Source organism: Helicobacter sp. 13S00401-1 (genome assembly GCF_002272925.1).
Lineage (GTDB): Bacteria > Campylobacterota > Campylobacteria > Campylobacterales > Helicobacteraceae > Helicobacter_I.
Window position 1 is genome coordinate 1 of sequence record NZ_MLAR01000004.1, and the last position, 22303, is coordinate 22303.

The following is a 22303-nucleotide window of genomic DNA, read 5'->3' on the forward strand; positions in this document are numbered from 1 at the left end:
TTTGGGGCTTTATAGGTTTGTGCATAGAGGTTTTCTAGGTGTAAGGTGTTATAGATATTTATATCACCAGTTACATGAAGATCAGAGTTCCCATCTTGAAAGGTTAGGTTGTTAGCGTTTAGGGTAGATAAGGTGGCATGTGCAAAGAGAAAGTTTAAGTTATCAAAGCTTACATCTCCTATGTTGCTAATAACTAGTTTGGAGTAAGAATCTAGTGTTGCATCTTTTATGTGTATGCTTCCTGTTTGACTAGCTCCATTTGCCACTTTCCCATTGCCTTTAAACTCTAAGCCTGCTTTATCTACCTCGCTTGTTCCTTGATATAGATAGAGTTTGTCTATGTTTATTTTGTTGATATTGGAGTAAAAGACTGTGTTGTTATTACAACTATCATTTATGCAAGTATTGTTATTACGCTCAACTACTAGGTTTCCTATGTTGAAGTTAGAGCCATAAACGCTTGCGCCTCTTAAAGTTAACTCTTTGATATTAGAGCTACCGCTTATGCTAGAAGCGTCGATGATGGAGTTACTTCCTGTTGTGACTAAACCTTCAGCCACTATCTTATTAGCAAAAAAGTTTTTACCACTTAGAGTTAGCTGGTTAAAGCTGCCTAATTTACTTGTATCTAAAAAGATATCTTGACTTGCTTTTAGGCCTACGTTTAAGATACTGCCAGCAACGCCTGCATTTTTATACTCTATGTTAGTAATGTTTACATTTTTTCCTTCTATGTTTGTATTAGACCCACTAGTTGCACCAAAGGCACTTATGTGGTTGATATTTACATCAGAGCTTGTAGCTTTTAGGTTAACTGTAGCTTTTACTGTAGTTGAAAAGTTGTTGTTATCTGTGTTTACTAGGTTAGTTATGTTTATAGGAGCGTTAGTGCTAAAGGTTAGATTCCCAGTGCTTTTACTTATGTCGCTATTCCAACGAAATCTTAGGTCAGTAATCTTTAGACTATCACTTATAGAGTTAGCATTAATTGTTGCATTACCATTATTTGCCCCTATGATTAGCGTGCTTAAGCTTACTTTTGGAGTGCTTGTAAAGTCTAGTTTAGTTGGACCTGAAGTAGATAGGCTAAAGTTATCGCCCATAAGTATAGTGCCAGTTGAGCTAAAGCTTTTAGCTGTAACTGTTAGGCTTGTGGCTTCATTGCTGCAGTTTGCACTAGTGCACTGGGTTAGTTTTAAAGTTTCACTTTGATATACATCTCCACTAGCAGTTATCTTAACTTGAGCCCCGCCGCCACCATAGACGCTTGCACCATGTTGAAGGTAGTGACCACCTAGGCTAGTATCACCTCTTATATAAAAGTTTTTGGCAGTGTTAAAATCTATGGCAGTGTTATACTTAGTAGTGCCTCCACTAAAAGCTCCTAGTAAGACTGTGCCTACGCTTCCGCCTGTGGTTTGATTAGCCCCTAGTATGAGGCTAGAGTTATTAAGGTTAAGTGTTAGTTTATTAGTCTTACTAAGGTCAGAGTTCATAGAAAAGTTAAGGTTTTTTAGGTAGTAGTCAGTACCTGAGGTAAAACCATTTATGTTCATATTGGCATTTTTTGCAGGATATAGATAACTTCCATTTGGTCCACTGGCCCTGCAAAAAGAGTCGCTATTACACCCGCCAAAAAAGTTAGTGCTAGTTGGAAACTTCCCTCCAGCATCTTGTGGGGCGCCTTCAGCATAGGCTATACCTAGCAAGGATCCTAGCACAAAAGAGATGGCTAGAGTTTTAGTGACACTAGTATGTTTTGGCTTAAAACTTAAAGACATTTAGCTTCCCTCTTTTTTACTTTAGCTAGGACTAGATAAAACCTAACTAATATAAATCGTCTTGTAATTATATAGGATTAGCCTAAATTAAGAGGGGTTAATATCAACTAATCTTAACTTAAAAGTAAAATACTGCTTAATAAGCTAAATATACCAAACTATCTTTTCAAAACTTAGATAGTAGTTTTTAATCTTAAGATTCCATAAATTTACTTTTTTCTTAAAAAATAAAAGCTCAATCTGTATCATTTCTACATAAATCTTCCTAAAAATATGTAACTTTTCTTAACATTTAAACATTAATAGTTACCAATATGCACTGTTAAGATAAAAGTGTGCATATTTATCATTGATAAATTTGGGAATCTAAGTTTTTTTCTACAACACTAACTTGTAAGCCACTAGCTAATCTACAAAGGAGCTTACGATGCAAGGTGCCATAAAAACTCAATCAACTAACAAAACTAGCAAATTAGAAGGCTATGAAAAAGAGTACTTAGAATCTATAAAAGACCCCGCAGGTTTTTGGGAAAAAGCTGCGAGCAGGGTACACTGGTATCATAAGTGGGATAAGGCTTTAGAGGTTGTAAATGGACATTATAGGTGGTTTGTTGGTGGGTGTATGAACACTTGTTATAACGCCCTAGACTTACACATAGAGCATGGTAATGGCGATAAACTAGCATTAATTTATGACTCTCCTGTAACTGATACTAAGAAAACTTTCACTTACAAAGAGCTAAGAGATAGGGTTTCAAAAACTGCAAATATCTTAGTCAACAAAGGTGTTAACAGAGGCGATAGAGTAGTTATTTATATGCCTATGATTCCTGAAGCAGTTATAGCAATGCTTGCTTGTGCGCGCATAGGTGCAGTACACTCAGTAGTTTTTGGTGGCTTTGCAGCCCATGAGTTAGCCTCGCGTATAGAAGACGCAAAGCCTCGCGTTATTATTAGTGCAAGCTGTGGGATAGAAGTAAGCAGGATTATTAAATATAAAATCATACTTGATGAAGCTATAAAACAAAGCTCTCACAAACCAACTACTTGCTTAATCCATCAAAGACCTCAAGATATCTGCTCTATGCTTCCTTGGAGGGATGTAGACTGGGCAGAAGAGGAGAAAAAAGTAAAAGGCGTAGACTGCGTGCCTTTAGATTCCCTAGATCCACTTTATATACTCTATACAAGTGGGACTACTGGAAAACCAAAAGGTGTTATTAGAAGTAATGGCGGCCATAGCGTAGCGATGAAGTGGTCTATGGATAATATCTATAAGGTAAAAAGTGGTGATGTTATGTTTACTGCATCAGATGTTGGCTGGGTAGTAGGACATAGCTATATAGTCTATGCAACCTTAATGAGTGGGGCAACAACTGTGCTTTATGAGGGCAAACCTGTTAAAACACCAGATCCAGGTGCTTTTTTTAGAGTGTGTGAGGAGTATAAGGTTAATGTACTTTTTACAGCACCTACTGCATTTAGAGCTATACGCAAAGAAGACCCAGAAGGAAGTTTTGCTAAAAAGTATAACTTAGAAAGCCTTAGAGAGGTTTTTGTAGCTGGAGAAAGATGCGATACTGATACGCTTTCTTGGATAGAAAAGATAACTGGTAAAAAAGTTTTTGATAACTACTGGCAAACTGAAACTGGCTGGCCTATAGCGTCTAATGGAGTTGTAACTTTAATGAAGCCTGGCTCTGCAGGAGTGGCTATGCCTGGTTTTAATGTCAAAGTTTTAGATGAAGAGGGCAAGGAGTGTGAAAGTGGCACTCAAGGGAATCTAGTCTTAAAACTCCCACTTCCTCCAGCTTGTTTAATGGGTATATGGGAAGATGAAGAAAGATATAAAAAAAGCTATCTAGATCACTATAAGGGCTATTATCTAACTGGAGATAGTGGCTATAAAGATAAAGATGGCTATATCTTTGCTATGGGCAGGATGGATGGCGTTTTAAATGTCGCCGGACATAGGCTTTCAACTGGGGCTATAGAAGAGGCTATCTTAAAGCACCCAGACATTGTAGAGTGCGCTGTAGTTGGCGTGGATGATACTTTAAAAGGCGAAGTACCTCTAGCAGTTTGTGTTATGAAGCAAGTTGAAAGAGACCTTGATTCTTTAAAGCAGGGGATTAATACCTTAGTAAGAGAAGAAATAGGTGCTATAGCCACTCTTAGTGCCATAGCTTTTATAAACGTACTTCCAAAAACTAGAAGTGGAAAGATTTTAAGGAATCTAATAGCAAATATTGCTTGTGGTAAAGAGTACGACGTGCCTTCAACTATAGAAGATGTAAGCGTTATAGATAACTTAAAAGAAGTTTTAAAAGACATAGGATTCCCAAGAACTAAAACTAAAACCAATAAAAAGGAGCATTAATGAGTAGTTTCAAACAAGCACTTTTAGAAGCACAAAAAAAGCAAGAGCCTTTGCAAATCTTAGGGGCTATAAATGCTTATAGCGCCTTACAGGCTACAAAAAGTGGCGCTAAGGCCTTATATCTAAGTGGAGCAGGCGTGGCTAATGCCTCTTTGGGTTTGCCAGATCTAGGGATGTCTAACTTAGAAGATGTGTGCATAGATATAAGACGTATAACTTATATAACTAAGCTTCCTTTACTAGTAGATATAGATACTGGTTTTGGAGGGGCTTTTAACATAGAAAGGACTATAAAAGAAGTAGCGCGCGCAGGGGCAAGTGCAGTTCATATAGAAGATCAAGTAGCCCAGAAACGCTGCGGACATAGGCCTAATAAAGAGCTAGTTGATACCAAAGAAATGCAAGATAGGCTAAAGGCTTGTATAAGTGCGAAAGCTAGCTTAAATAAAGACTTTAGCATAATGGCGCGCACTGATGCTTTTGCAAATGAAGGCTTGCATAAGGCCCTAGATCGTGCCCTAGCTTATGAAGAAGTGGGTGCAGATATGATATTTGCTGAGGCCTTAAGCAGCCTAGAAGACTACAAACTTTTTTGTGAAAAACTAAAAGTGCCAGTACTAGCAAATATCACTGAGTTTGGTAAAACGCCATATTTCACAAAAGAGGAGCTTAAAAGTGTGGGCGTAGATATGATCCTTTATCCGCTATCTGCTTTTAGGGCTATGAATAAGGCAGCCTTAAATGTCTATAAAGATATCTTAGAGCATGGCAGCCAAAAGCAAAGTTTAGATTCTATGCAGACACGTGATGAGCTTTATAAAATGCTTGATTATTTAGAGTATGAAAAAAGCCTTGATGCACTCTTTGGTAAATAGAACTTTTTTTAAGGCGCAATTTTCAATCAAAAAAATTAGGAAGAGTAAGTGAGTAGTTAAAAAAGAAGCATAAAAGTGAGGTAATAACAATGGGACAAAAAAAGCAAACTAAAAGCGGAGGGCTAGCTGGCGTAGTAGCTGGCAAGTCAAGTATAAGTACAGTTGGCACAGGGCATGGGCTAAATTATAGAGGCTATGATATTTATGACCTTGCAAAATACGCCACCTTTGAAGAAGTAGCCTTTTTGCTTTTAAAAGAAAAGCTTCCTAATGCTAAAGAGTTAGCAGAATTTAAAAAAGAACTTATAAGTTTTAGAGGCTTATCAGAATCTTTAAAAGAAGTGTTAAGGTTAATCCCAAAAGATTCCCATCCTATGGATGTTATGAGAACTGGAGTTTCATTTCTAGGAAATATCTCTCCTGATGATAAGTTAGTAGATGAGAGACTGCTTGGAATCTTGCCTTCTATCTTAGCTTACTGGCATAACTTCCATGTGCATGGTAAAGAGATAGACACTAAGAGCTCTAAAGAAGATATAGCTAGCTACTTGCTAGAAAAACTCCACGCTTTTAGTAAGCCTTCCCCTGAAGTAAGCCTAGCTTTAAGCCCGCTAGGCACTGAAGCTATGAATGTAAGTCTTATACTTTATGCAGAGCATGAGTTTAATGCCTCTACTTTTGCTGCAAGGATTTGTGCATCTACAAATTCAGATACCTACTCTTGCATAGTAAGTGGCATAGGCACATTAAGGGGGAATCTTCATGGCGGGGCAAATGAAGCAGCTTATGAGTTAATCTCTAGCTTTGAAAACTCGCAAGATGCTTTAAAAGGCATAAAAGAAAAACTAGATTCTAAGGCAAAAATCATGGGCTTTGGGCATAGGGTCTATGTGGATAATGACCCAAGAAACGTAGTTATAAAAGGCTATAGCAAGAGACTTTCTGATGCACTAGGTGATAAAAAACTTTATACTATTAGTGAAGTTATAGAAAAAGAGATGTGGGAAGAAAAAAAGCTTTTCCCAAATCTTGATTTTTATAGTGCTAGTGTTTATCATTTTTTAGGGATCCCAACTGCTTATTTTACGCCTGTCTTTGTGGTAAGTCGCACTAGTGGCTGGCTAGCCCACGTCAATGAACAAAGAAAAGATAACAAGCTAATCCGCCCAAGTAGTGAGTATGTTGGATTAGATAAACAAGAATATATAGCCTTAGAAAATAGAATCTAAAACACAAAAAAGGAATAAATAAAATGAATGATATGGGAATCTTAGATGCAAAAAGGCCAGAGTTTGACAAGCTGCTAGTTGATATAACAAAGTATGTTATGGAGTATGAAGTAGATTCTAAACTTGCAATTGACACAGCAAAATACTGCCTTATGGACAGTATCTCTTGTATGCTTTTAGCCTTAGAGTTTCCAGCCTGTACTAAGCTTTTAGGACCTAGTGTAGAAGGAGCGACTTTTAGTCTTGGTGCAAAAGTGCCAGCTACTAGTTATCAGTTAGAGCCTGTGCGCGCTGCGTTTAACATAGGGGCTATGGTTAGGTGGCTTGACTTTAATGATACATGGCTTGCAAGCGAATGGGGACACCCTAGTGATAATATAGGCGCTATATGGGCAGTGAGTGATTACAAAAGCCGTCTTTTTGTTAGCAAGGGTAAGGCACCTTTGAAAATGAAAGATATCTTAGTAGCTATGATTAAAGCGCATGAAATTCAAGGAGTGCTAGCTCTTGAAAATAGTTTTAATAAAGTAGGGCTTGATCACGTTTTATTAGTACGCATTGCAAGTAGCGCTCTTGCTTGTAAACTCTTAGGTGGGAGTTATGAAGAAGTATTAAACACTTTAAGTCAAGCCTTTATGGATGGGGGGGCTTTGCGTGCTTATAGACATGCACCTAACACTGGCAGTAGAAAGAGTTGGGCAGCAGGGGATGCTTCAAGTCGTGGGGTTGACTTAGCGCTTAAATCTTTAAAAGGCGAGATGGGCTATCCTAGTGTGTTAAGTGCAAAATTTTGGGGCTTTGAAGATGTGAAGATGAAGGGCAAACCTTTAGTTGTAAAACAAGCCTTTGGAAGCTATGTTATGGAAAATGTGCTTTTTAAGATCTCTTTCCCAGCAGAGTTCCACGCTCAAACTGCAGTAGAAGCGGCCTTAAAGCTTCATGATGAGACTAAAGGCAAACTAGATTCTATAGAAAAGATAGTTATAACTACTCAAGAAAGTGGCCATAGAATCATTAATAAAGTAGGCAAGCTAGCAAATCCAGCTGATAGAGACCACTGTATACAGTACATGGTAGCAGTGCCTTTAATCTATGGTGAGCTTAAAGCTAAACATTATGAAGATGATATAGCTTCTAATCCTATGATAGATGCTTTGCGTGATAAGATGGAGGTAGTAGTAGATGAGAGCTATACTAAGGACTATTTAGACCCTGAAAAAAGATCTATTGCTAATGCTGTGCAAGTTTTTTATAAAGATGGAAGTAAGTCAGAAAAAGTTGAAGTTATGTATCCTATAGGGCATAGATTTAGAAGGGAAGAGGGACTGCCTCTTTTAGTAGAAAAGTTTCAAAATGCCTTAAAAGCAAAGTTTGCTAGTAAGCAAGCTAGGATGATAGAAGATACTTTTAGTAGAGGGGACTTTTTAGACTTAGGATTTAGTGAGTTTAGTGATCTTTTTGTGCTTTAAGAGTAGGGTTTAAAAGAGATAAAAAAGCTAGATATGGAATCTAAAAAAGCTTTTTTAGATTCCATAAGAGAAAAGGTTTTTTAGTGCTTACTTTCCAAAGTAGTAAGCGTAAGTTAGCATGATATCAGCGCTATAAGGGCTACCAGAGTTTTGTTGAAGGTAAGAGATCCAGTCAAGTGAGAACTTTTGGTGGTTGTTAGCTAGGGCTGCTACACCTACTTTTAGGGTAGGAAGTATGGTGTAAGGAGTGTTATTAGTAGTAGTAGTTCCTGCTGTTGTTGTTATGCCATTACCTACGTTAGAGTTTCTAACTGTCACACCAGCACCTACTGTATAACCTACTTTTGCATATTCGCCAGCTTGGAAGAGTTGTAAGAAGTCAAAGTTAAAAGAGTACTGAGGAGTATAAGCATTAGCAAAGTCTATGTTTCTAACACCTATGGTAGAGTTAGCTTCAAGACCTACTGTGCTACCACCAGCTGCAGTTGAGAAGTAGGCTATACCTGTTTTAAGACCAAGGTTAAGACCAGAAGGGGGATTATTAAGAGGATCTGCATCTCTTGGGGCACCTGATCCTATACCTACACCTAAAGTACCACCTAACATGATTTTAAAGCCTTCTAGTGGTTTAGCATTTTCTTTTGCTATAGCCGCATCTCTTGCAGCTTGCTCAGCACGAGCCTTTTCTGCTCTAAGTCTTTCAGCACGCGCTCTATCAGCACGTGCCTTTTCAGCGCGCGCCTTATCTATACGAGCTTGTTCAGCCTTAGTGGCAGCTAATGCAAATCCATTAAAACTCAGTATTAAGCTAGAAGCTAAAAGTATCTGTTTTACCATTTAAAATCCTTTTTTATTAAGTCTTTTGCGTGTTGCAATTTCGTTGTGAATATAATTGTGCCATCTTTTTTTTAGGAAATGTTTTAAGAATTTAAATAAAAAATCATAAATAGTAAAAAAAAAGTTAATTTTTTGGAGTTTATTAAACTTTATTTTCCTTTTTTGAAAATTCTATATCAAATAAATCATCTAAAAAGGAAAGTAAAAGTTATTCATATACTAGTAAGTTTAAGTTAAACTTATACTACTAGCAAAAAGTAGACATATGGTTTGTGTTTGTTATACTTGACCACTTTCATACATCGATCTAAGTTTTTTCTTCTCTTCACGTTTTTTAGCCTTTGCAAGCTCTTTGGCGTGGTATTTTTTGATAGAAAAACCAAACAAAAGAGCAAGCTTTGGTGCTACAAACATCGAGCTGTAGGTCCCAAACACAACTCCTACTAAAAGTGGAAGAGAAAATCCTACTATGATTTGCCCACCAAAAATGTATAAAGTAAGTACAACAAGGAACATAGTTAGTGAAGTAAAAACTGTCCTTGAGAGAGTATTAGAGATGGCTTCATTGATGGCTAGGTTTATATCATCTGTTTTTCCTTCTAACATCTTTTCTCTTATCCTATCAAAGATGATTATGGTGTCATTAATGGAGTAGCCTAGTAAAGTAAGCAAGGCAGCTATTACTTCGAGGTTTAAGTCCACATGGAAGATGATAACACTAGCTGCAGTTATAACTATATCATGCACTAGGGTTATGATACTTGCTAGGGCAAAACGCCACTCATACCTAAAGCTAACATAAGCCATCATAGCTATAGTTGCAAGACCTAGGGAGAGTATGGCACTTTTTGCTAGCTCACTTCCTACTTTTGGTCCTACGCTATCAAGTTTTCTTATCTCAAAGCTTCCAGTGTGATCTAACTCTTTATGCAGTATGCCATTTAAGTCATTCATCTTTACGTTTGCGTTATAAGGAAGCTTGATTATGACTTCAGCTTTATTACCAAACTCACTTACTTGAAAGTTATCAAATCTCTTGTCTTTATCAAGGGCTTTTCTTATCTCAGTTATAGGAGCAGCACTTACGTTGTTATACTTTATCTGAGCGACACTTCCACCAGCAAAGTCAACTCCAGGAGTAAAACCAACTCCAAAAAAGAGCCAAAGACAAATAATGACTAATACTACAGATAAACTAAGACCATAAGTACTCCACTTTACAAAGTTAAAAACAGAGCTTTTTTTAAAGATTTCCATGTGCTACCTTTAGGTCTTTTTTGTCTTGCTTTACAAGTTCATTTTTTGTTGAATCTTTTTTTGTGCCATCTTGACGTAGTGTGATACCAAACCAAAAGTAGATTCTGTGGCTTCTAGCCATCTTTTCACCTAACCAAAGATAGATTCCATGAGTACCGATTATAGCTGTGATGATAGAAGCTAGTATCCCTATACCTGTAGTTATGGCAAAGCCTTTTATAGCCCCAGTTCCATAAATATATAACAGTAAGGAGGCTATAAGGGAGGTGGCGTTTGCATCAAAGATAGCCCTTGAAGCATTAGCATAACCTGTTTTAATAGAGTTTATAACGCCTAAGCCTTCCCGCAGGGACTCTCTTATCCGCTCATTAATTATAATGTTAGCATCTACTGCCATACCAACAGTTAGCACTATCCCAGCCATACCTGGCAGCGTTAACGTGGCCCCAAAGATGGCCATAACGGCAATTATTAAAAACAAGTTTACTATCAAGGCTATGCAGGCAAAAACTCCAGCCATAGAGTAGTAAGCTAGCATGAAGATAACAACTAGTATAAAGCCAGCTACTAGTGCTATAAAAGATGCCCTTATAGAATCTGCTCCAAGACTTGGTCCTACACTTCTTTTTTCTACTACACTAACTGGCGCAGCAAGTGCTCCACTTCTTAGAGTTATAGCTAAGTCGCTTGCTTCTTGCATAGTAAAGCCACCACTTATCTGACCAGTTCCTCCACCTATCCTTTCTTGTATAACAGGGGCTGAGAAAACTTTACCATCTAAAACTATGGCCATCCTTTTTTTAATATTATTAGCAGAAAAGTCAGCAAAGATCTTAGCACCAACGCTATTTAGTTGAAAGCTAACTACTGGTGCCCCACTATCATGGCCTATCATAGCTTGAGCATCAGTAAGCATGGAGCCATCAATGATAGGTATAGCCTTAACTAAAAGCTTAGCATTTGGCTGGTCGCTATAAGGAAGTATGGTATCTCCATAGCTTGCTGCTTCTTGCTCACTCATCTGTGCTACGCGAGGGTTTCTATCCTCATCCACTGCCATTAACTCTAACTTTGCACTACGAGATATTAGATCTATAAGCCTTTCTTGCTCAGCGTTAGTTTTAATGCCTGGCATTTCAACTAAGATCTGATTTTCTCCTTGTCTTGAAACACTAGGCTCACTTAGTCCAAACTTATCAAGTCTGTTTCTAATAGTGGCTATAGCTTGATCTAGTGCATCTTTTGCAGTTTTTAATCTTTCTTCATCACTTAAGGCTACAGTGTATGAGTTTGCGTTTTTCTTAACAACTATACCTGGTATATCTTTTAAGATGGAATCTACTTTTGTAGATTCACTAGAATCTAAGATGTTAAAACTTAAAAAATTGTCAGTTGTTTTAAGTCCTGATATAAGCACGTTTTTATCTTTTGTCTGAAAGTTTATAGCACTAGCCATAGATGTATACTTGCTTTTTATAGCAGCTTTTGTGTCTACATCTAAAAGTAGGCTTAGTCCTCCTTGAAGATCAAGACCTAGAGTAATCTTAGGCATGTCTTTAAACGCATTATCCTCTTGAAAAAAAGAAGGTATGCTTAAGACTACCCCAAGGATAGCGGCAATTATTAGAGTAAGAAGCCTATAGTTAAAAGGCTTTTTTTTAGTGGGTGAATGAGGTCTTAGCTGTGCCATTTACTTGCGTTCTTCGTCTTTAGGTTCCACAGTGTTAGCAGCTTCGAGTTTGTGCTCTTTTGCTTGCTCTTTACTTTCTTTTTTCTCTTCTTTAGCGGCTATTTTTTCTTCCATAGCTTTAGCTTCTTCTTCTTGATGCTCTTTAGCGCCTAGTTTATGGTGCTCTCTTTTTTCTTCTTTTTTTTCAAGCTTTTTTTCATCTCTTTCTTTAGCCTTGTCTTTTGTAGAAGTTTGAGCACTAGGTAGTTCGTTTATATCATCGATTTTTTGAGCGATATACTCTCTTGCGACTTTTACCTTTGTGTCTTCGTTTAACTTAACGGTTATGAAGTTTTCTTCAGCTTTTAAAACTTCACAGATAAATCCGCCATTAGTTACTATCTTATCTCCCTTTTTCAGATTATTAATCATCTCTTTATGCTTTTTTTGATTGTTCCTTTGTGGCCTTATGATAAGGAAGTAGAAAATCAAAATGATGATTATTAGAGGTATGATTGAGGTGAGAAACTTAGTATCCATAAAAGTCCTTTTTGGTGATGTAAGCTTTTATTCTATCAAATCTTAGTTTTGATTTTGTTATAAAAGTATAAAAATATAGATCCAATGATCCCAGAAGCTAGTGAAGCTATAAGGATAGAGATCTTAGCTAAGTCTTTAGAATCTTCTGGCACAAAGGCTAGATTTGATACAAATATAGACATAGTAAAGCCAATGCCCGCTAGCATCCCAGCCCCTAAAATATGCATCCAAGATATGCCTTCAGGTCTTTTGGCGATGTGAAGTTTTTCACATAAAAACGTTGTGATTATTATCCCAAGTGGCTTTCCAACTACAAGTCCTAATAAGATTCCTAAAAATATATGATCAATTTCTAGATTAAAGTTAGAGTTTATAGTAACCCCTGCATTTGCAAAGGCAAAAATTGGCATGATAAAGTAAGCTGACCATGGCGCTAGTATGTGCTCTAGCCTTAAAAGCGGGCTTTGAACCTCTCTTGAGCTATTCCTTAAAACATGAAGTGCGTGATTTTTTTCATCATCTAAAAGCACAGAGTTTGTCTCAGGGCTAATTTTGGCAGCTTGTTTTAGCTTGAGACTAAAAAATTTAAAGTCTTTTTTTGATGTTGTTGGTATGCAAAAGGCAAGCACAACAGCAGCAATGGTTGCATGTATATGGCTAAAATGCACACTAAACCATAAAAATATCCCTACAAAGAGATATAAAAGCAAGCTTTTTATACCTACTTTGTTCATGATGATTAAAATGATAGTTATAGCTACTGAGATTCCTAACCAAACTAGATTTAAGTCATTAGTATAAAAGATGGCTATAACTAAAATCGCACCTAAGTCATCAGCAACTGCTAAGGTCACTAAAAAAAGTTTTAGGCTAGTAGGCACGTTTTTCCCAAGCATCATCATGACGCCTAGGGCAAAGGCGATATCTGTAGCCATAGGGATTCCAAATCCGTGATAACTACCAGTTCCTTTGTTTAGTAAAAAGTAGATTAATCCAGGAGCTATCATCCCGCCAATTGCCGCCATAACTGGGAAGGCTGCTTTTTGAAAGCCATTTAACTCACCAAAAAGTATCTCTTTTTTGATCTCAAGTCCTACCATGAGGAAGAAAAATGCCATTAAAACGTCATTTATCCAGTGGTGTAAACTAAAGCCATAAAATACTCCATGGAAGCTTAAGCCAAGGTCACCATGGAAAAACTCATGATATAAATCTTTAATAGGCGAGTTAGCGACAACTATCGCTAAAACACCACAGACAAACAAAAACACACCACCAAAAGATTCACTTTTTACAAAGTTATATAAGGCACCTTTTAAGTTCATACTACTCTCCTACTTTCTTGTTTTAGGTTAGCTTTTTTTAATTTAGCATAAAGCCTATGGATTTTGTACTATCAAAGTTACCATCTCTTTCATTTTGTACAGATTCTAAGAAGTCATTTAGGAAAAATGTAGAATCTTTTCTTGCTGCTACCTTATAAGCTGTGTTTTTAACTATAAGACTTATTTGTCCGCCGCTTAACTCAAAGTAGCTTAGCTTATCTAAAAGCTCTTTTTTATCTATATCAAACTTAGCATTTTTTGGTAGGTGTAGCTCCCAAATCTTAAGTCTATTTTCTTTAGTTGGGTTATCAAACTTTATTTTATAGTTAAAGCGCCTTGAAAAGGCACTATCAAAGCTATCAAGCAAGTTAGTAGTGGCAATTAGGATTCCATCAAATCTTTCAATCTGCTCTAAAAAAATATTTTGCATTTGGTTATGCATCTTATCTACGCCACTTAAACCTCCTCTTGCACTTAAAAACTGATCTGCTTCATCTAAAAGCAAGATAGGAGAAAGCTTTTTATCTTGTCTTATGTAGTTGTACTCATCAAAAACGCGCCTTACATTTTTTTCACTCTCACCTACATACATTGATAAAATCTTAGAGCAATCTAGGCTTAATAAATCTCTATGTAAGCTTTTAGCAAGGGCTTTTGCGCTTAAAGTCTTTCCAGTTCCACTAAGCCCATGAAAAAGTATCCTAGCGTTAATACCAGCTTTATCTACTAACTTCCAAGCCCTTAGTTTTTTGTGGATGTTTGCATCCATGTGCTCTACTAAGACATTTAACATCTCTTTAGTTTTTTTAGGAAGGATGACTTCTTCTAGGCTAACTTTTGGCTTTATAATCTCAAAAAGGTCGTGGTTTTCTAAGCCTTCATAGCTTTTAGTTTTTATATTAACTATACGATTATAGATATTTCTATCTATGCTTAGATCTTCTAGCTGAGACTTTGTAGCCCCTAGACTTACAAAGTCAACTTCTACTAGTCCAAGACGTACTAACTTATCATCTAGCATGTTAGAGATAAGGAGTTTTTCGCTTTCATTTTTGCCTAGTATGTTTACTAGCTCCCAGATGTAGTTTTGATTACCTTGGTCATACTTTAGTTTAGTTAGCCCTAAAAGTAAAAGTCTTTCTTTTTCATTAAGCTTAAACTCTTTTGTGATCCTAGGGAGCTCTAAAGGGATCTTAGTTAGTTTAAGCCTAGAATCTATTTGCCTTTTAAAACCAGTAACTGCACCATGCTTTGCATCCCTAGTTTTAAATATCAAATCTATTAAACTAAACTCATCTTTTAAGTACTCTAAGTTATCTTTATAAGCACGTATAGGAAGGGTTGCATCAAGCCCGCCTTCTAAAAGTTTTAAAAAGCTATGACTTAAGTAGAGGTCTTCTTTTAGCATGCTTAAAAGGGCTGAGTTATTAGTATCTACTATCCAACCTAGTTTCATTAGCACATCTAGGTCTTTTAAGTAAGGAAGCACTTCAGCTCCACTTGCTTTGTAGGTGTTAGTTATGAGATTTAAGATATTAACTCCATCTATACCGCTTAGTTGCATTTGCAGTAGCTTTTTTAGGATGCGTGCTTGTGAGGCGTTACAGTTTAGGAAGTTAAAAACTGTTGTTTTTGTTATATCATCTTCAGATAAGAACTCTAGCAAGTTGTTCATTATGGTATCGCCTTTATTTTTTAAAAAATCTTATTAAGCCTTAAGCTTGACCATGTTTTTTTGTACATAAAATTATTCTAATGATAGAATCTTTTTGCTGATTTAACTTTTATAGGATGCGCATTTGATAAAACTAATCTCTCAAATCTTATCTATATCAGCCAAAGACTTTAAAATCCTATCTATAAGCTTTGCTTTTCTCTTTAGTATATTTTGCAGTTATAGTATCTTAAAACCACTTAGGGATACACTAGCTACAGTTGGTGCCTTGCATGATATAAAGTGGCTTTTTATGGCAACTTTTATCTTTAGCCTAGTTGCAGTTTTTGCTGGGATGTATCTTAGTGCTAGAGTTAAAAGAGGGAGCTATATAGTTATCATTTTTTTGTTTTTTACCTTAAATATATTTTTATTTTATATCTTTTTTATAAGTTATGGCGAAACTCTTTGGGGGGCTAGGGTATTTTTTGTCTGGGCTAGTGTTTTTAACCTCTTTGTTATCTCTACTGGTTTTTTACTTCTAGCTGATAGGTTTGATAAAGATACTTCAAAACGCCTTTTTGGGATAATCTTTGCTGGGGCATCTTTAGGCTCTATCATAGGGGCACTTTTTACATCCTTGCTATCTAAGTTTACAAGTATAGAAAACTTGCTTTTAGTTAGTGCTTTACTCTTACTCATAGCTGCTTTTTTATCTACACTTTTGCTTAAAGGGGCTAAAAGTAAGGACTTAGTTATAAATCCTAAAAATCCATTTAATGGAATCTCACTTATCTTAAAGTCTAAGTATCTTTTATTAATAGCAGGTTTTATCTTACTAACTACAGCGGCTAATACTTTTCTTTATATAGAACAAGCTCGCGTTGTAAAGCTAGTCTTTCATAGCCGTGAAGAAAGAGTTAGCGTCTTTGCTAATATAGACTTTATAGTTCAAACTTTAAGCCTTTTAATACAGATCTTTTTTACCGGAAAAGTTGCTAAAAGACTAGGCATAAGCTTTTTGCTAGTTATAGTCCCACTAGTTTTAGCCTTTGGCTTTGTTGTTATAGCTTTTAGTCATCCTATATTTTATATCTTTGTAATATTTATGATTATAAGAAGAGTAGGGGAGTATGCTTTTATAAAACCAGGACGCGAGATGACTTTTGTAGTGCTAAGCGAAGAAGAAAAGTATAGAACTAAAAGCTTTTTTGATACTGCTCTTTATCGTTTTGGTGATATGGGAAGTTCATGGCTAGAATCTTTACTTTCTCATATAGGGGTAAAAGTGGCACTTTTTGGAGGGGCATTTCTTTGTTTGCTTTGGGCGTATAATGCTTTTATGCTAAGTCGTTTTTATAAAAAAAGATAGCCTTTGATATAATTTTGAAATATTCGCTGCTTATAATGCCACGCAAACTTACATATAAAAGGAAAGCTTAGATGCAAGAACAAAACTCATCTCAAGACTTAAAACTCCCCTATGATAGAGACTGGGAAAGCAAGCTAATAGCTACTTGTGAACAAAGAGGCTACTTTGAAGTAGAGGGCAATAAGCACTTGCAAGCCTCTCGCGCATCTTTACCAAAGAGTGAAAAAAACTTTTGCATCATCATGCCTCCTCCTAATGTAACTGGAATCTTACACATAGGCCATAGTCTTACTTTTACGCTTCAAGATATCATCACTAGATATAAAAGGATGGATGGTTATAAAATGCTTTGGCAGCCTGGCCTTGATCACGCAGGAATCGCCACTCAAAACGTCGTAGAAAAGCAACTTCTAGCACAAGGCATAAAAAAAGAAGACATAGGCAGGGAAGCTTTTATAAAAAAAGTGTGGGAGTGGAAGGAAGAAAGTGGAGGTAAGATTTTATCTCAGATGAGAACTTTAGGCTTTTCTCCAGCCTTTAAACGCACTCGTTTTACTATGGATCCTGGCCTTGCAAACGCAGTTAAAAAAACCTTTGTGTCTTGGTTTGATAAGGGGCTTATCTATCAAGGTAATAGGATGATAAACTGGTGTACGCATGATGGCGCATTAAGCGATATAGAAGTGGATTATGTAGAATCAGATTCTAAACTTTATTATATGAGATACTTTTTTAAAGATTCTAAAGACTATCTAGTTGTAGCAACTACAAGGCCGGAAACTTTCTTTGGTGATACTGCAGTTATGGTTAATCCAAATGATGAAAGATATAAAAGCTTCATAGGTAAAAGCGTAGTGCTTCCACTAAGTGGTAAAGAGATAAAAGTTATAGCTGATGAGAGCGTAGATTCTAGCTTTGGGACGGGGTGTGTTAAAGTTACTCCAGCACATGATTTAAACGACTATGAAGTAGGGCTAAAACATAACTTAGAGTTTGTAGTCATCTTTGATGAAAAGGGAATCTTAAATGAGTACGCTTTAAACTTTAAAGGCTTAGAGCGACTAGAAGCAAGAGAAAAGATAGTAGAAGAGCTAGAAAAACAAGGCTACATAGAAAAGATAGAAGATTATAAAAATAGCGTTGCTAAATGCTATAGATGTGGTAATACTATAGAGCCTTATATCTCTAAGCAGTGGTTTGTAAAAGCCAAGGCAGCAAAGCCTGCTATCAAGCTAGTAGCAGAAAAACAAACTACCTTTTTTCCGCCAAACTGGGAGAACAACTACAACGCATGGATGAGGGACTTAAGAGACTGGTGTATATCAAGGCAGCTTTGGTGGGGTCATAGAATCCCAATTTTTTACTGTGAATCTTGTAATCACGTCTTTGCAAGTGAAGAAGTTCCAAGTGAGTGTCCAAAGTGTAAAAGCACTAAACTGCATCAAGACCCTGATGTTTTAGATACGTGGTTTAGCTCAGCCCTCTTTGATCACTCAACACTTGGTTGGGGGAATAAGGACTTTGGTAAAGGCACTTTGTGGCAGGTTGATGACTTAGAAAACTTTCATCCTAATAGTCTTTTAATAACTGGCTTTGATATCCTTTTCTTTTGGGTAGCACGCATGCTACTAGCAAGTGCACAAAACTTAGGCGAGATAGCTTTTAGGCATATTTACTTGCACGCTTTAGTCTTAGATGAAAAGGGCTTTAAGATGAGTAAGTCTAAAGGAAATGTTATAGATCCTTTAGACATAGCTAAAACTTATAGTGCTGATATATTGCGTTTTTCACTTAGTTATATGTGTGCCCAGGGGCGCGATGTAAGGATGAGTTTTAAGCAACTTGAAGTAACGCGCAATTTTACTAACAAGCTAATAAACGCTAAAAACTTTTTAGAGCTTTATGCAAGCCAGCTAGATCCTAACTACTCTTTTAACCCTGAACTTAAAGAGTATAAAACCAGTGTTGGAAAGTATATGAAGTCTCGCTTTAATCTTTGTGTAAAAGAGCTAAGAGAAGCATTGGAAACTTATAGGTTTGATAGTGCAAGTAGTGTGATGTATCGCTTTTTGTGGAGTGAGTTTTGTGATGTTGGAATTGAGTTAGCAAAAGTTGAAAAAGAAAGTGTTTTTGAGCTTGCAAGTATCTTTTTAGATTCTATGAAGCTGCTTAATCCTTTTATGCCTTTTATAAGTGAGTATATCTATCAAAGCCTTTTGAAAAATGACATTAATAGCTTTGAGTGGGAATCTATCATGGTTAAAAGCTTCCCTAAGATAGAAGAGCAAGATAAAGATATAGAAGTTAAATTTGAAGTTTTACTAGATGCACTAACTACTTTAAGACGCCTAAAAGCAAACTCTAAGGCAAGCAAGGCTTATATAAAGTTAAACAAGCAAGAAAAAGACTTTGAGTTTTTTAAGCCTTTTTTAACTAAGCTTGCTAAGCTTGATTTAGAGCTAGTAGATTCTAAAAAGCAAGATAGTGTTGGGGATGTTGGGGTGCATTGTGAGTGTTTTGTAGTCTTAGAAAAAGAGGATTTAGAAAAGTTAAAGTTAAGCTTAGAAACTAAAAAAGCTAAGCTTGAAAAAGAAGTAGCAAAGTTAGAATCTATGCTTAAAAATCCATCTTTTATCCAAAATGCTAAAAGCGAAGTTGTAGAAAACACAAAATTAAGCTTAGAATCAAATATTGATTTATTAAAAAAAGTAGTCTTAGAGTTACAAGGGTTAAGATGAGTTTTACCTCCCACATAAAGGCCTTAAAAAAGGCTAATCGCCTCAGAACTAAAAGACTAATAAACCCAAATCTAAAAGATTTAGGGAGTAATGACTACTTAAACCTAGCTTCCAAAAAAAGCCTTTTTAAAAAGGCCTATAAACTATGCCTTAAAGAGGGCTATAGCAATGCTTTTAGGCCTAATGTAGCACGCGCTTCTATGCTAGTTAATGGCTACTATAAAATGCATCAAAACTTAGAATCTTTTTTATGCAAGATTCATAAAGCTAAGGCTTGCACGCTAGTAGGCTCTGGCTTTTTAGGAAACTTAGCTATCTTTGATACTTTAGTTCGCAAAGGAGATGTTCTTTTTATAGATGAAAACTTTCATGCAAGCGGGATTTTTGTAAGTGAGAATCTAAAAAATGCTTTTAAGTTTAAGCATAATGATGTCTATGATTTAAAGCTTCAACTAAAGGCTTTTAAAGAGATAAATCCTAACTTTAAAGGCGAAGTTTTTATAGCCATTGAAGGCATTTACTCAATGGATGGGGACTTAGGAAGTTTAGAGATTTTTAATTATGCAAGAGCAAAAGAGTACTACTTGATAGTAGATGAAGCCCATAGCATAGGCGTTTTAGGGAAACATCTTTTAGGGATTTTTGAACACTATAATTTAGCTTTGCGTAAAAAAGATATCATTCTAGGTACTTTAAGTAAGGCTTATGCAAGTTATGGGGCTTATATCTTGGGTGATAAAGAAGTCATAGAGTTTTTGTGTTCAAAAGCAAGAAGCATAATTTATACTACTTCATTAAGCCTTTTTGATACTGCCCTTGCCTTAGTAAATGCTAAATACATTCATAAAAATGCTACTTTGTTTAGAAATGAGATAGAAAAACGCCAAAGGCTTTTAGAATCTATACTTGGCGTGAAGTTAGATTCTTTAATCTATATGCATAGATGTAAAAATACAGAAGAGCTTTTAGCTATGCAAACAGATCTAGAAAAAAAAGGCTTTTTTGTTGGAGCCATAAGACCGCCTACTGTTAGTTTTCCTAGTCTTAGAGTGACTTTAAGACTAAAGCCTAAGACTATGAAAAGATTCTTTTTAGATTTAAAAGAGCTAAGTAAAAGCTCACTCCCTAAGGTTATATAATGTCTCGCACGCTTAAGATTATAGGCTATAGTATACTAACTATCATTATTATTGTACTAATTGCCGCTGGTATCTATGCTTATAAGTTATATCAAGAACTAAGCCCTCAAATTGACGCTATAGTTAATTACAACCCGCCTGAAGTAACGCAAGTTTTTGATAGAAAAAATCGCCTTATAGCTAACATCTATGATACAGACTGCACTGCTAGTTCTAGTAAGTACTGCGGTCAGTTTAGATTCTATGCAAAGTATGATGAAATCCCTGGCCGCATGATAGAAACGCTTTTAGCCGTTGAAGACACTTTGTTTTTTGAGCATGGCGGGGTTAATATAGATGCTATCTTAAGAGCAGGACTTAAAAATATCATACATATGAGATATGCAGAAGGAGGCAGTACCTTAACTCAGCAGCTAGTAAAAAACATACTTTTAAGTAGACAAAAAAGCTTAGAGCGCAAGTTTAAAGAGATGCTTTTATCTATTAGAGTAGAGCAGGTTTTAACTAAGGAACAGATTTTAGAGCGCTACTTTAACTCAATCTACTTTGGTTCTGGTTACTATGGGATAAAAACTGCAGCCCTTGGTTATTTTCATAAAGACTTAAAAGAACTAAGCTTAAAAGAGATGGCTATGCTTGCAGCCTTGCCAAAAAGCCCAGTTCATTATGACCCAACTCGCCACTTAGGAGAGAGTTTAAAGCGTGCAAATGTTATCTTAGAGCGTATGAAGTCTTTAGGCTGGATAAGTGAAAGTGAGTTTAAAGAAGGGATTAGTGAAGTACCTACAGTTTATAGCCAAAACCTTACTAAAAATAAAGCCCCTTACGTAGCAGATGAGGTCTTGCGCATCTTAGGTCCTAAGATTAAAGATATAAAAACTGGTGGCTATAAGATATATCTAACCTTAGATCTAGACTATCAAAACCTAGCAAAAGCTAGTCTTAAAAAGGGCTATGAGAACATTATATTTAGGCATATACAAAAGGTAAATGACTATAGGAAGCGCCATAAACTAAAACCTTTAAGTGATGAAGAGATAGCTGCTATTAATGCAAGTTATCAAAATCTTAATGGTGCTATGGTAGTTACTAACCCTCATACTGGTGAGATTCTAGCCTTAGTTGGCGGTATAGATCATGCAAAAAGTCCTTTTAATAGAGCTACGCAGGCTAGACGTCAGTTAGGATCAGCTATCAAGCCTTTTATCTATTTAATGGCATTAAATGCTGGCTACTCTACTGCAAGTCACGTGCCAGATGCCGCAAGGCGCTTTGATGCAGGAGATGGCAAGATATGGCAGCCTAAGAACTATTCTCGTGGATTTTATGGCTTTGTGACTTTACAGTATGCCTTACAGCACTCTTTAAACATCTCTACTATAAATCTTGCCTCAGCAGTAGGGTTTAATACGATTTATAAAAATCTTAACGATTTTGGCTTTTATGGATTCCAAAAAGATCCTTCAGTTGTGCTAGGAAGCCTTTCTATCTCCCCACTAGAAGCTGCCAAACAATACAGCCTTTTTAGTAATGATGGAGTGATAGTAGATACTTATCTAATAAGAAAGATAGTTGCAAAAGATGGGACTACAAGGGAGTTTGCGCCAATTAAAAAAGAGATCACAACTAAAGATCAAGCCTACTTAGTTACTTCTATCTTAAAAGATGTGGTGCAAAATGGCACAGGTAGAAGGGCAAAAGTTGCAGGCATTGACATAGCAGGTAAGACTGGAACTAGCAATGACATTAGAGATGCGTGGTTTTCAGCCTTTACTCCTAGTGTGCAGCTTATAGTTTGGTATGGCAGGGATAATAACACTAGCATAGGATCTAATGATGCAGGAGGAGTTATAGCAGCACCAGTTGCAGGTGACTTTATAAAAAATCTTTTGCTTTTAGACCCTAGCATAGATAGACGCTTTAAAAGACCACAAGGAGTGCACTCTGCTACGATAAATGGCGTGCATTATGACTATACTAACATCTCTCCACTACCGCGTAATAACATCACTGATACAGATAAGGTTTTGTTTTAGTG

General features: G+C 36.4%; 14 protein-coding genes and 1 pseudogene. 8 read left to right on the top strand and 7 right to left on the bottom strand.

Translation table 11 applies throughout. From position 1 onward, the window contains the following. Positions 1-1781, bottom strand: a 1781-nt coding sequence (locus BKH43_RS03180) for a hypothetical protein (RefSeq protein ID WP_143429021.1), incomplete at its 3' end; no start/stop codon positions are given. 427 nt (positions 1782-2208) lie between these two features. On the opposite strand from BKH43_RS03180, the gene BKH43_RS03185 reads away from it, so the two are divergent. From BKH43_RS03185 to prpD, 4 genes are all read left to right on the top strand, one after another. After that, entirely contained in the window at positions 2209-4161 is a 1953-nt protein-coding gene (locus BKH43_RS03185) for an AMP-binding protein (RefSeq protein ID WP_095228504.1), read from the top strand. Then, complete coding sequence (prpB, locus tag BKH43_RS03190; protein ID WP_095228506.1) at positions 4161-5036, top strand: methylisocitrate lyase; 876 nt, start codon at positions 4161-4163, stop codon at positions 5034-5036. Before BKH43_RS03185 ends, prpB begins: the two co-directional genes overlap by 1 nt. Positions 5037-5119: 83 nt before the next feature. Beyond that, positions 5120-6265 carry a citrate/2-methylcitrate synthase gene (locus tag BKH43_RS03195; RefSeq protein WP_216358490.1) on the top strand — a complete coding sequence of 382 codons (1146 nt, stop codon included), beginning with the start codon at positions 5120-5122 and terminating at the stop codon, positions 6263-6265. Between the two features lie 23 nt (positions 6266-6288). Beyond that, the gene (prpD, locus tag BKH43_RS03200; RefSeq protein ID WP_095228511.1) at positions 6289-7734 is read left to right on the top strand and encodes a 2-methylcitrate dehydratase; all 1446 of its coding nucleotides are present in this window, start codon (positions 6289-6291) and stop codon (positions 7732-7734) included. Between the two features lie 87 nt (positions 7735-7821). On the opposite strand, the gene BKH43_RS03205 is transcribed toward prpD, so the two are convergent. The 6 genes and pseudogenes from BKH43_RS03205 to BKH43_RS03230 all read right to left on the bottom strand — a co-directional run bounded on the left by BKH43_RS03205 (position 7822) and on the right by BKH43_RS03230 (position 15037). Then, a complete protein-coding gene (locus tag BKH43_RS03205) occupies positions 7822-8571 on the bottom strand; it encodes a hypothetical protein (protein WP_095228513.1) in 750 nt (249 codons plus the stop codon). 279 nt (positions 8572-8850) lie between these two features. Then, a complete protein-coding gene (secF, locus tag BKH43_RS03210; protein WP_095228515.1) occupies positions 8851-9828 on the bottom strand; it encodes a protein translocase subunit SecF in 978 nt (325 codons plus the stop codon). Further along, complete coding sequence (gene secD / locus BKH43_RS03215; RefSeq protein ID WP_095228517.1) at positions 9815-11518, bottom strand: protein translocase subunit SecD; 1704 nt, start codon at positions 11516-11518, stop codon at positions 9815-9817. The genes secF and secD overlap by 14 nt, the downstream gene beginning before the upstream one ends. A 246-nt stretch (positions 11519-11764) precedes the next feature. Continuing rightward, positions 11765-12037: pseudogene (gene yajC, locus BKH43_RS08735) on the bottom strand (preprotein translocase subunit YajC); the annotation flags it as partial. A 35-nt stretch (positions 12038-12072) separates the two neighbouring features. After that, the gene (nhaA, locus tag BKH43_RS03225; RefSeq protein ID WP_095228522.1) at positions 12073-13362 is read right to left on the bottom strand and encodes a sodium/proton antiporter NhaA; all 1290 of its coding nucleotides are present in this window, start codon (positions 13360-13362) and stop codon (positions 12073-12075) included. Positions 13363-13399: 37 nt separating this feature from the next. Further along, on the bottom strand, positions 13400-15037 hold the full coding sequence (locus tag BKH43_RS03230) for an ATP-binding protein (protein WP_095228524.1): 1638 nt from the start codon (positions 15035-15037) through the stop codon (positions 13400-13402). Positions 15038-15161: 124 nt separating this feature from the next. Between BKH43_RS03230 and BKH43_RS03235 the strand changes: the two genes are divergently transcribed. The 4 genes from BKH43_RS03235 to BKH43_RS03250 all read left to right on the top strand — a co-directional run bounded on the left by BKH43_RS03235 (position 15162) and on the right by BKH43_RS03250 (position 22301). Continuing rightward, entirely contained in the window at positions 15162-16388 is a 1227-nt protein-coding gene (locus BKH43_RS03235; protein WP_253248033.1) for an MFS transporter, read from the top strand. 71 nt (positions 16389-16459) lie between these two features. After that, complete coding sequence (locus BKH43_RS03240; protein ID WP_095228526.1) at positions 16460-19126, top strand: valine--tRNA ligase; 2667 nt, start codon at positions 16460-16462, stop codon at positions 19124-19126. Further along, a complete protein-coding gene (locus BKH43_RS03245) occupies positions 19123-20265 on the top strand; it encodes a pyridoxal phosphate-dependent aminotransferase family protein (protein WP_095228528.1) in 1143 nt (380 codons plus the stop codon). Before BKH43_RS03240 ends, BKH43_RS03245 begins: the two co-directional genes overlap by 4 nt. Then, a complete protein-coding gene (locus BKH43_RS03250; protein ID WP_095228530.1) occupies positions 20265-22301 on the top strand; it encodes a PBP1A family penicillin-binding protein in 2037 nt (678 codons plus the stop codon). Before BKH43_RS03245 ends, BKH43_RS03250 begins: the two co-directional genes overlap by 1 nt. The last annotated feature ends 2 nt before the right edge of the window (positions 22302-22303 follow it).

Bases quoted from the DNA above. Each gene is read 5' to 3' on its own strand.
- BKH43_RS03250 (WP_095228530.1), top strand. From the start codon at position 20,265: ATGTCTCGCACGCTTAAGATTATAGGCTATAGTATACTAACTATCATT.
- BKH43_RS03245 (WP_095228528.1), top strand. From the start codon at position 19,123: ATGAGTTTTACCTCCCACATAAAGGCCTTAAAAAAGGCTAATCGCCTC.
- nhaA (WP_095228522.1), bottom strand. From the start codon at position 13,362: ATGAACTTAAAAGGTGCCTTATATAACTTTGTAAAAAGTGAATCTTTT.
- BKH43_RS03185 (WP_095228504.1), top strand. From the start codon at position 2,209: ATGCAAGGTGCCATAAAAACTCAATCAACTAACAAAACTAGCAAATTA.
- prpD (WP_095228511.1), top strand. From the start codon at position 6,289: ATGAATGATATGGGAATCTTAGATGCAAAAAGGCCAGAGTTTGACAAG.
- BKH43_RS03230 (WP_095228524.1), bottom strand. From the start codon at position 15,037: ATGAACAACTTGCTAGAGTTCTTATCTGAAGATGATATAACAAAAACA.
- BKH43_RS03240 (WP_095228526.1), top strand. From the start codon at position 16,460: ATGCAAGAACAAAACTCATCTCAAGACTTAAAACTCCCCTATGATAGA.
- secF (WP_095228515.1), bottom strand. From the start codon at position 9,828: ATGGAAATCTTTAAAAAAAGCTCTGTTTTTAACTTTGTAAAGTGGAGT.
- BKH43_RS03205 (WP_095228513.1), bottom strand. From the start codon at position 8,571: ATGGTAAAACAGATACTTTTAGCTTCTAGCTTAATACTGAGTTTTAAT.
- secD (WP_095228517.1), bottom strand. From the start codon at position 11,518: ATGGCACAGCTAAGACCTCATTCACCCACTAAAAAAAAGCCTTTTAAC.
- prpB (WP_095228506.1), top strand. From the start codon at position 4,161: ATGAGTAGTTTCAAACAAGCACTTTTAGAAGCACAAAAAAAGCAAGAG.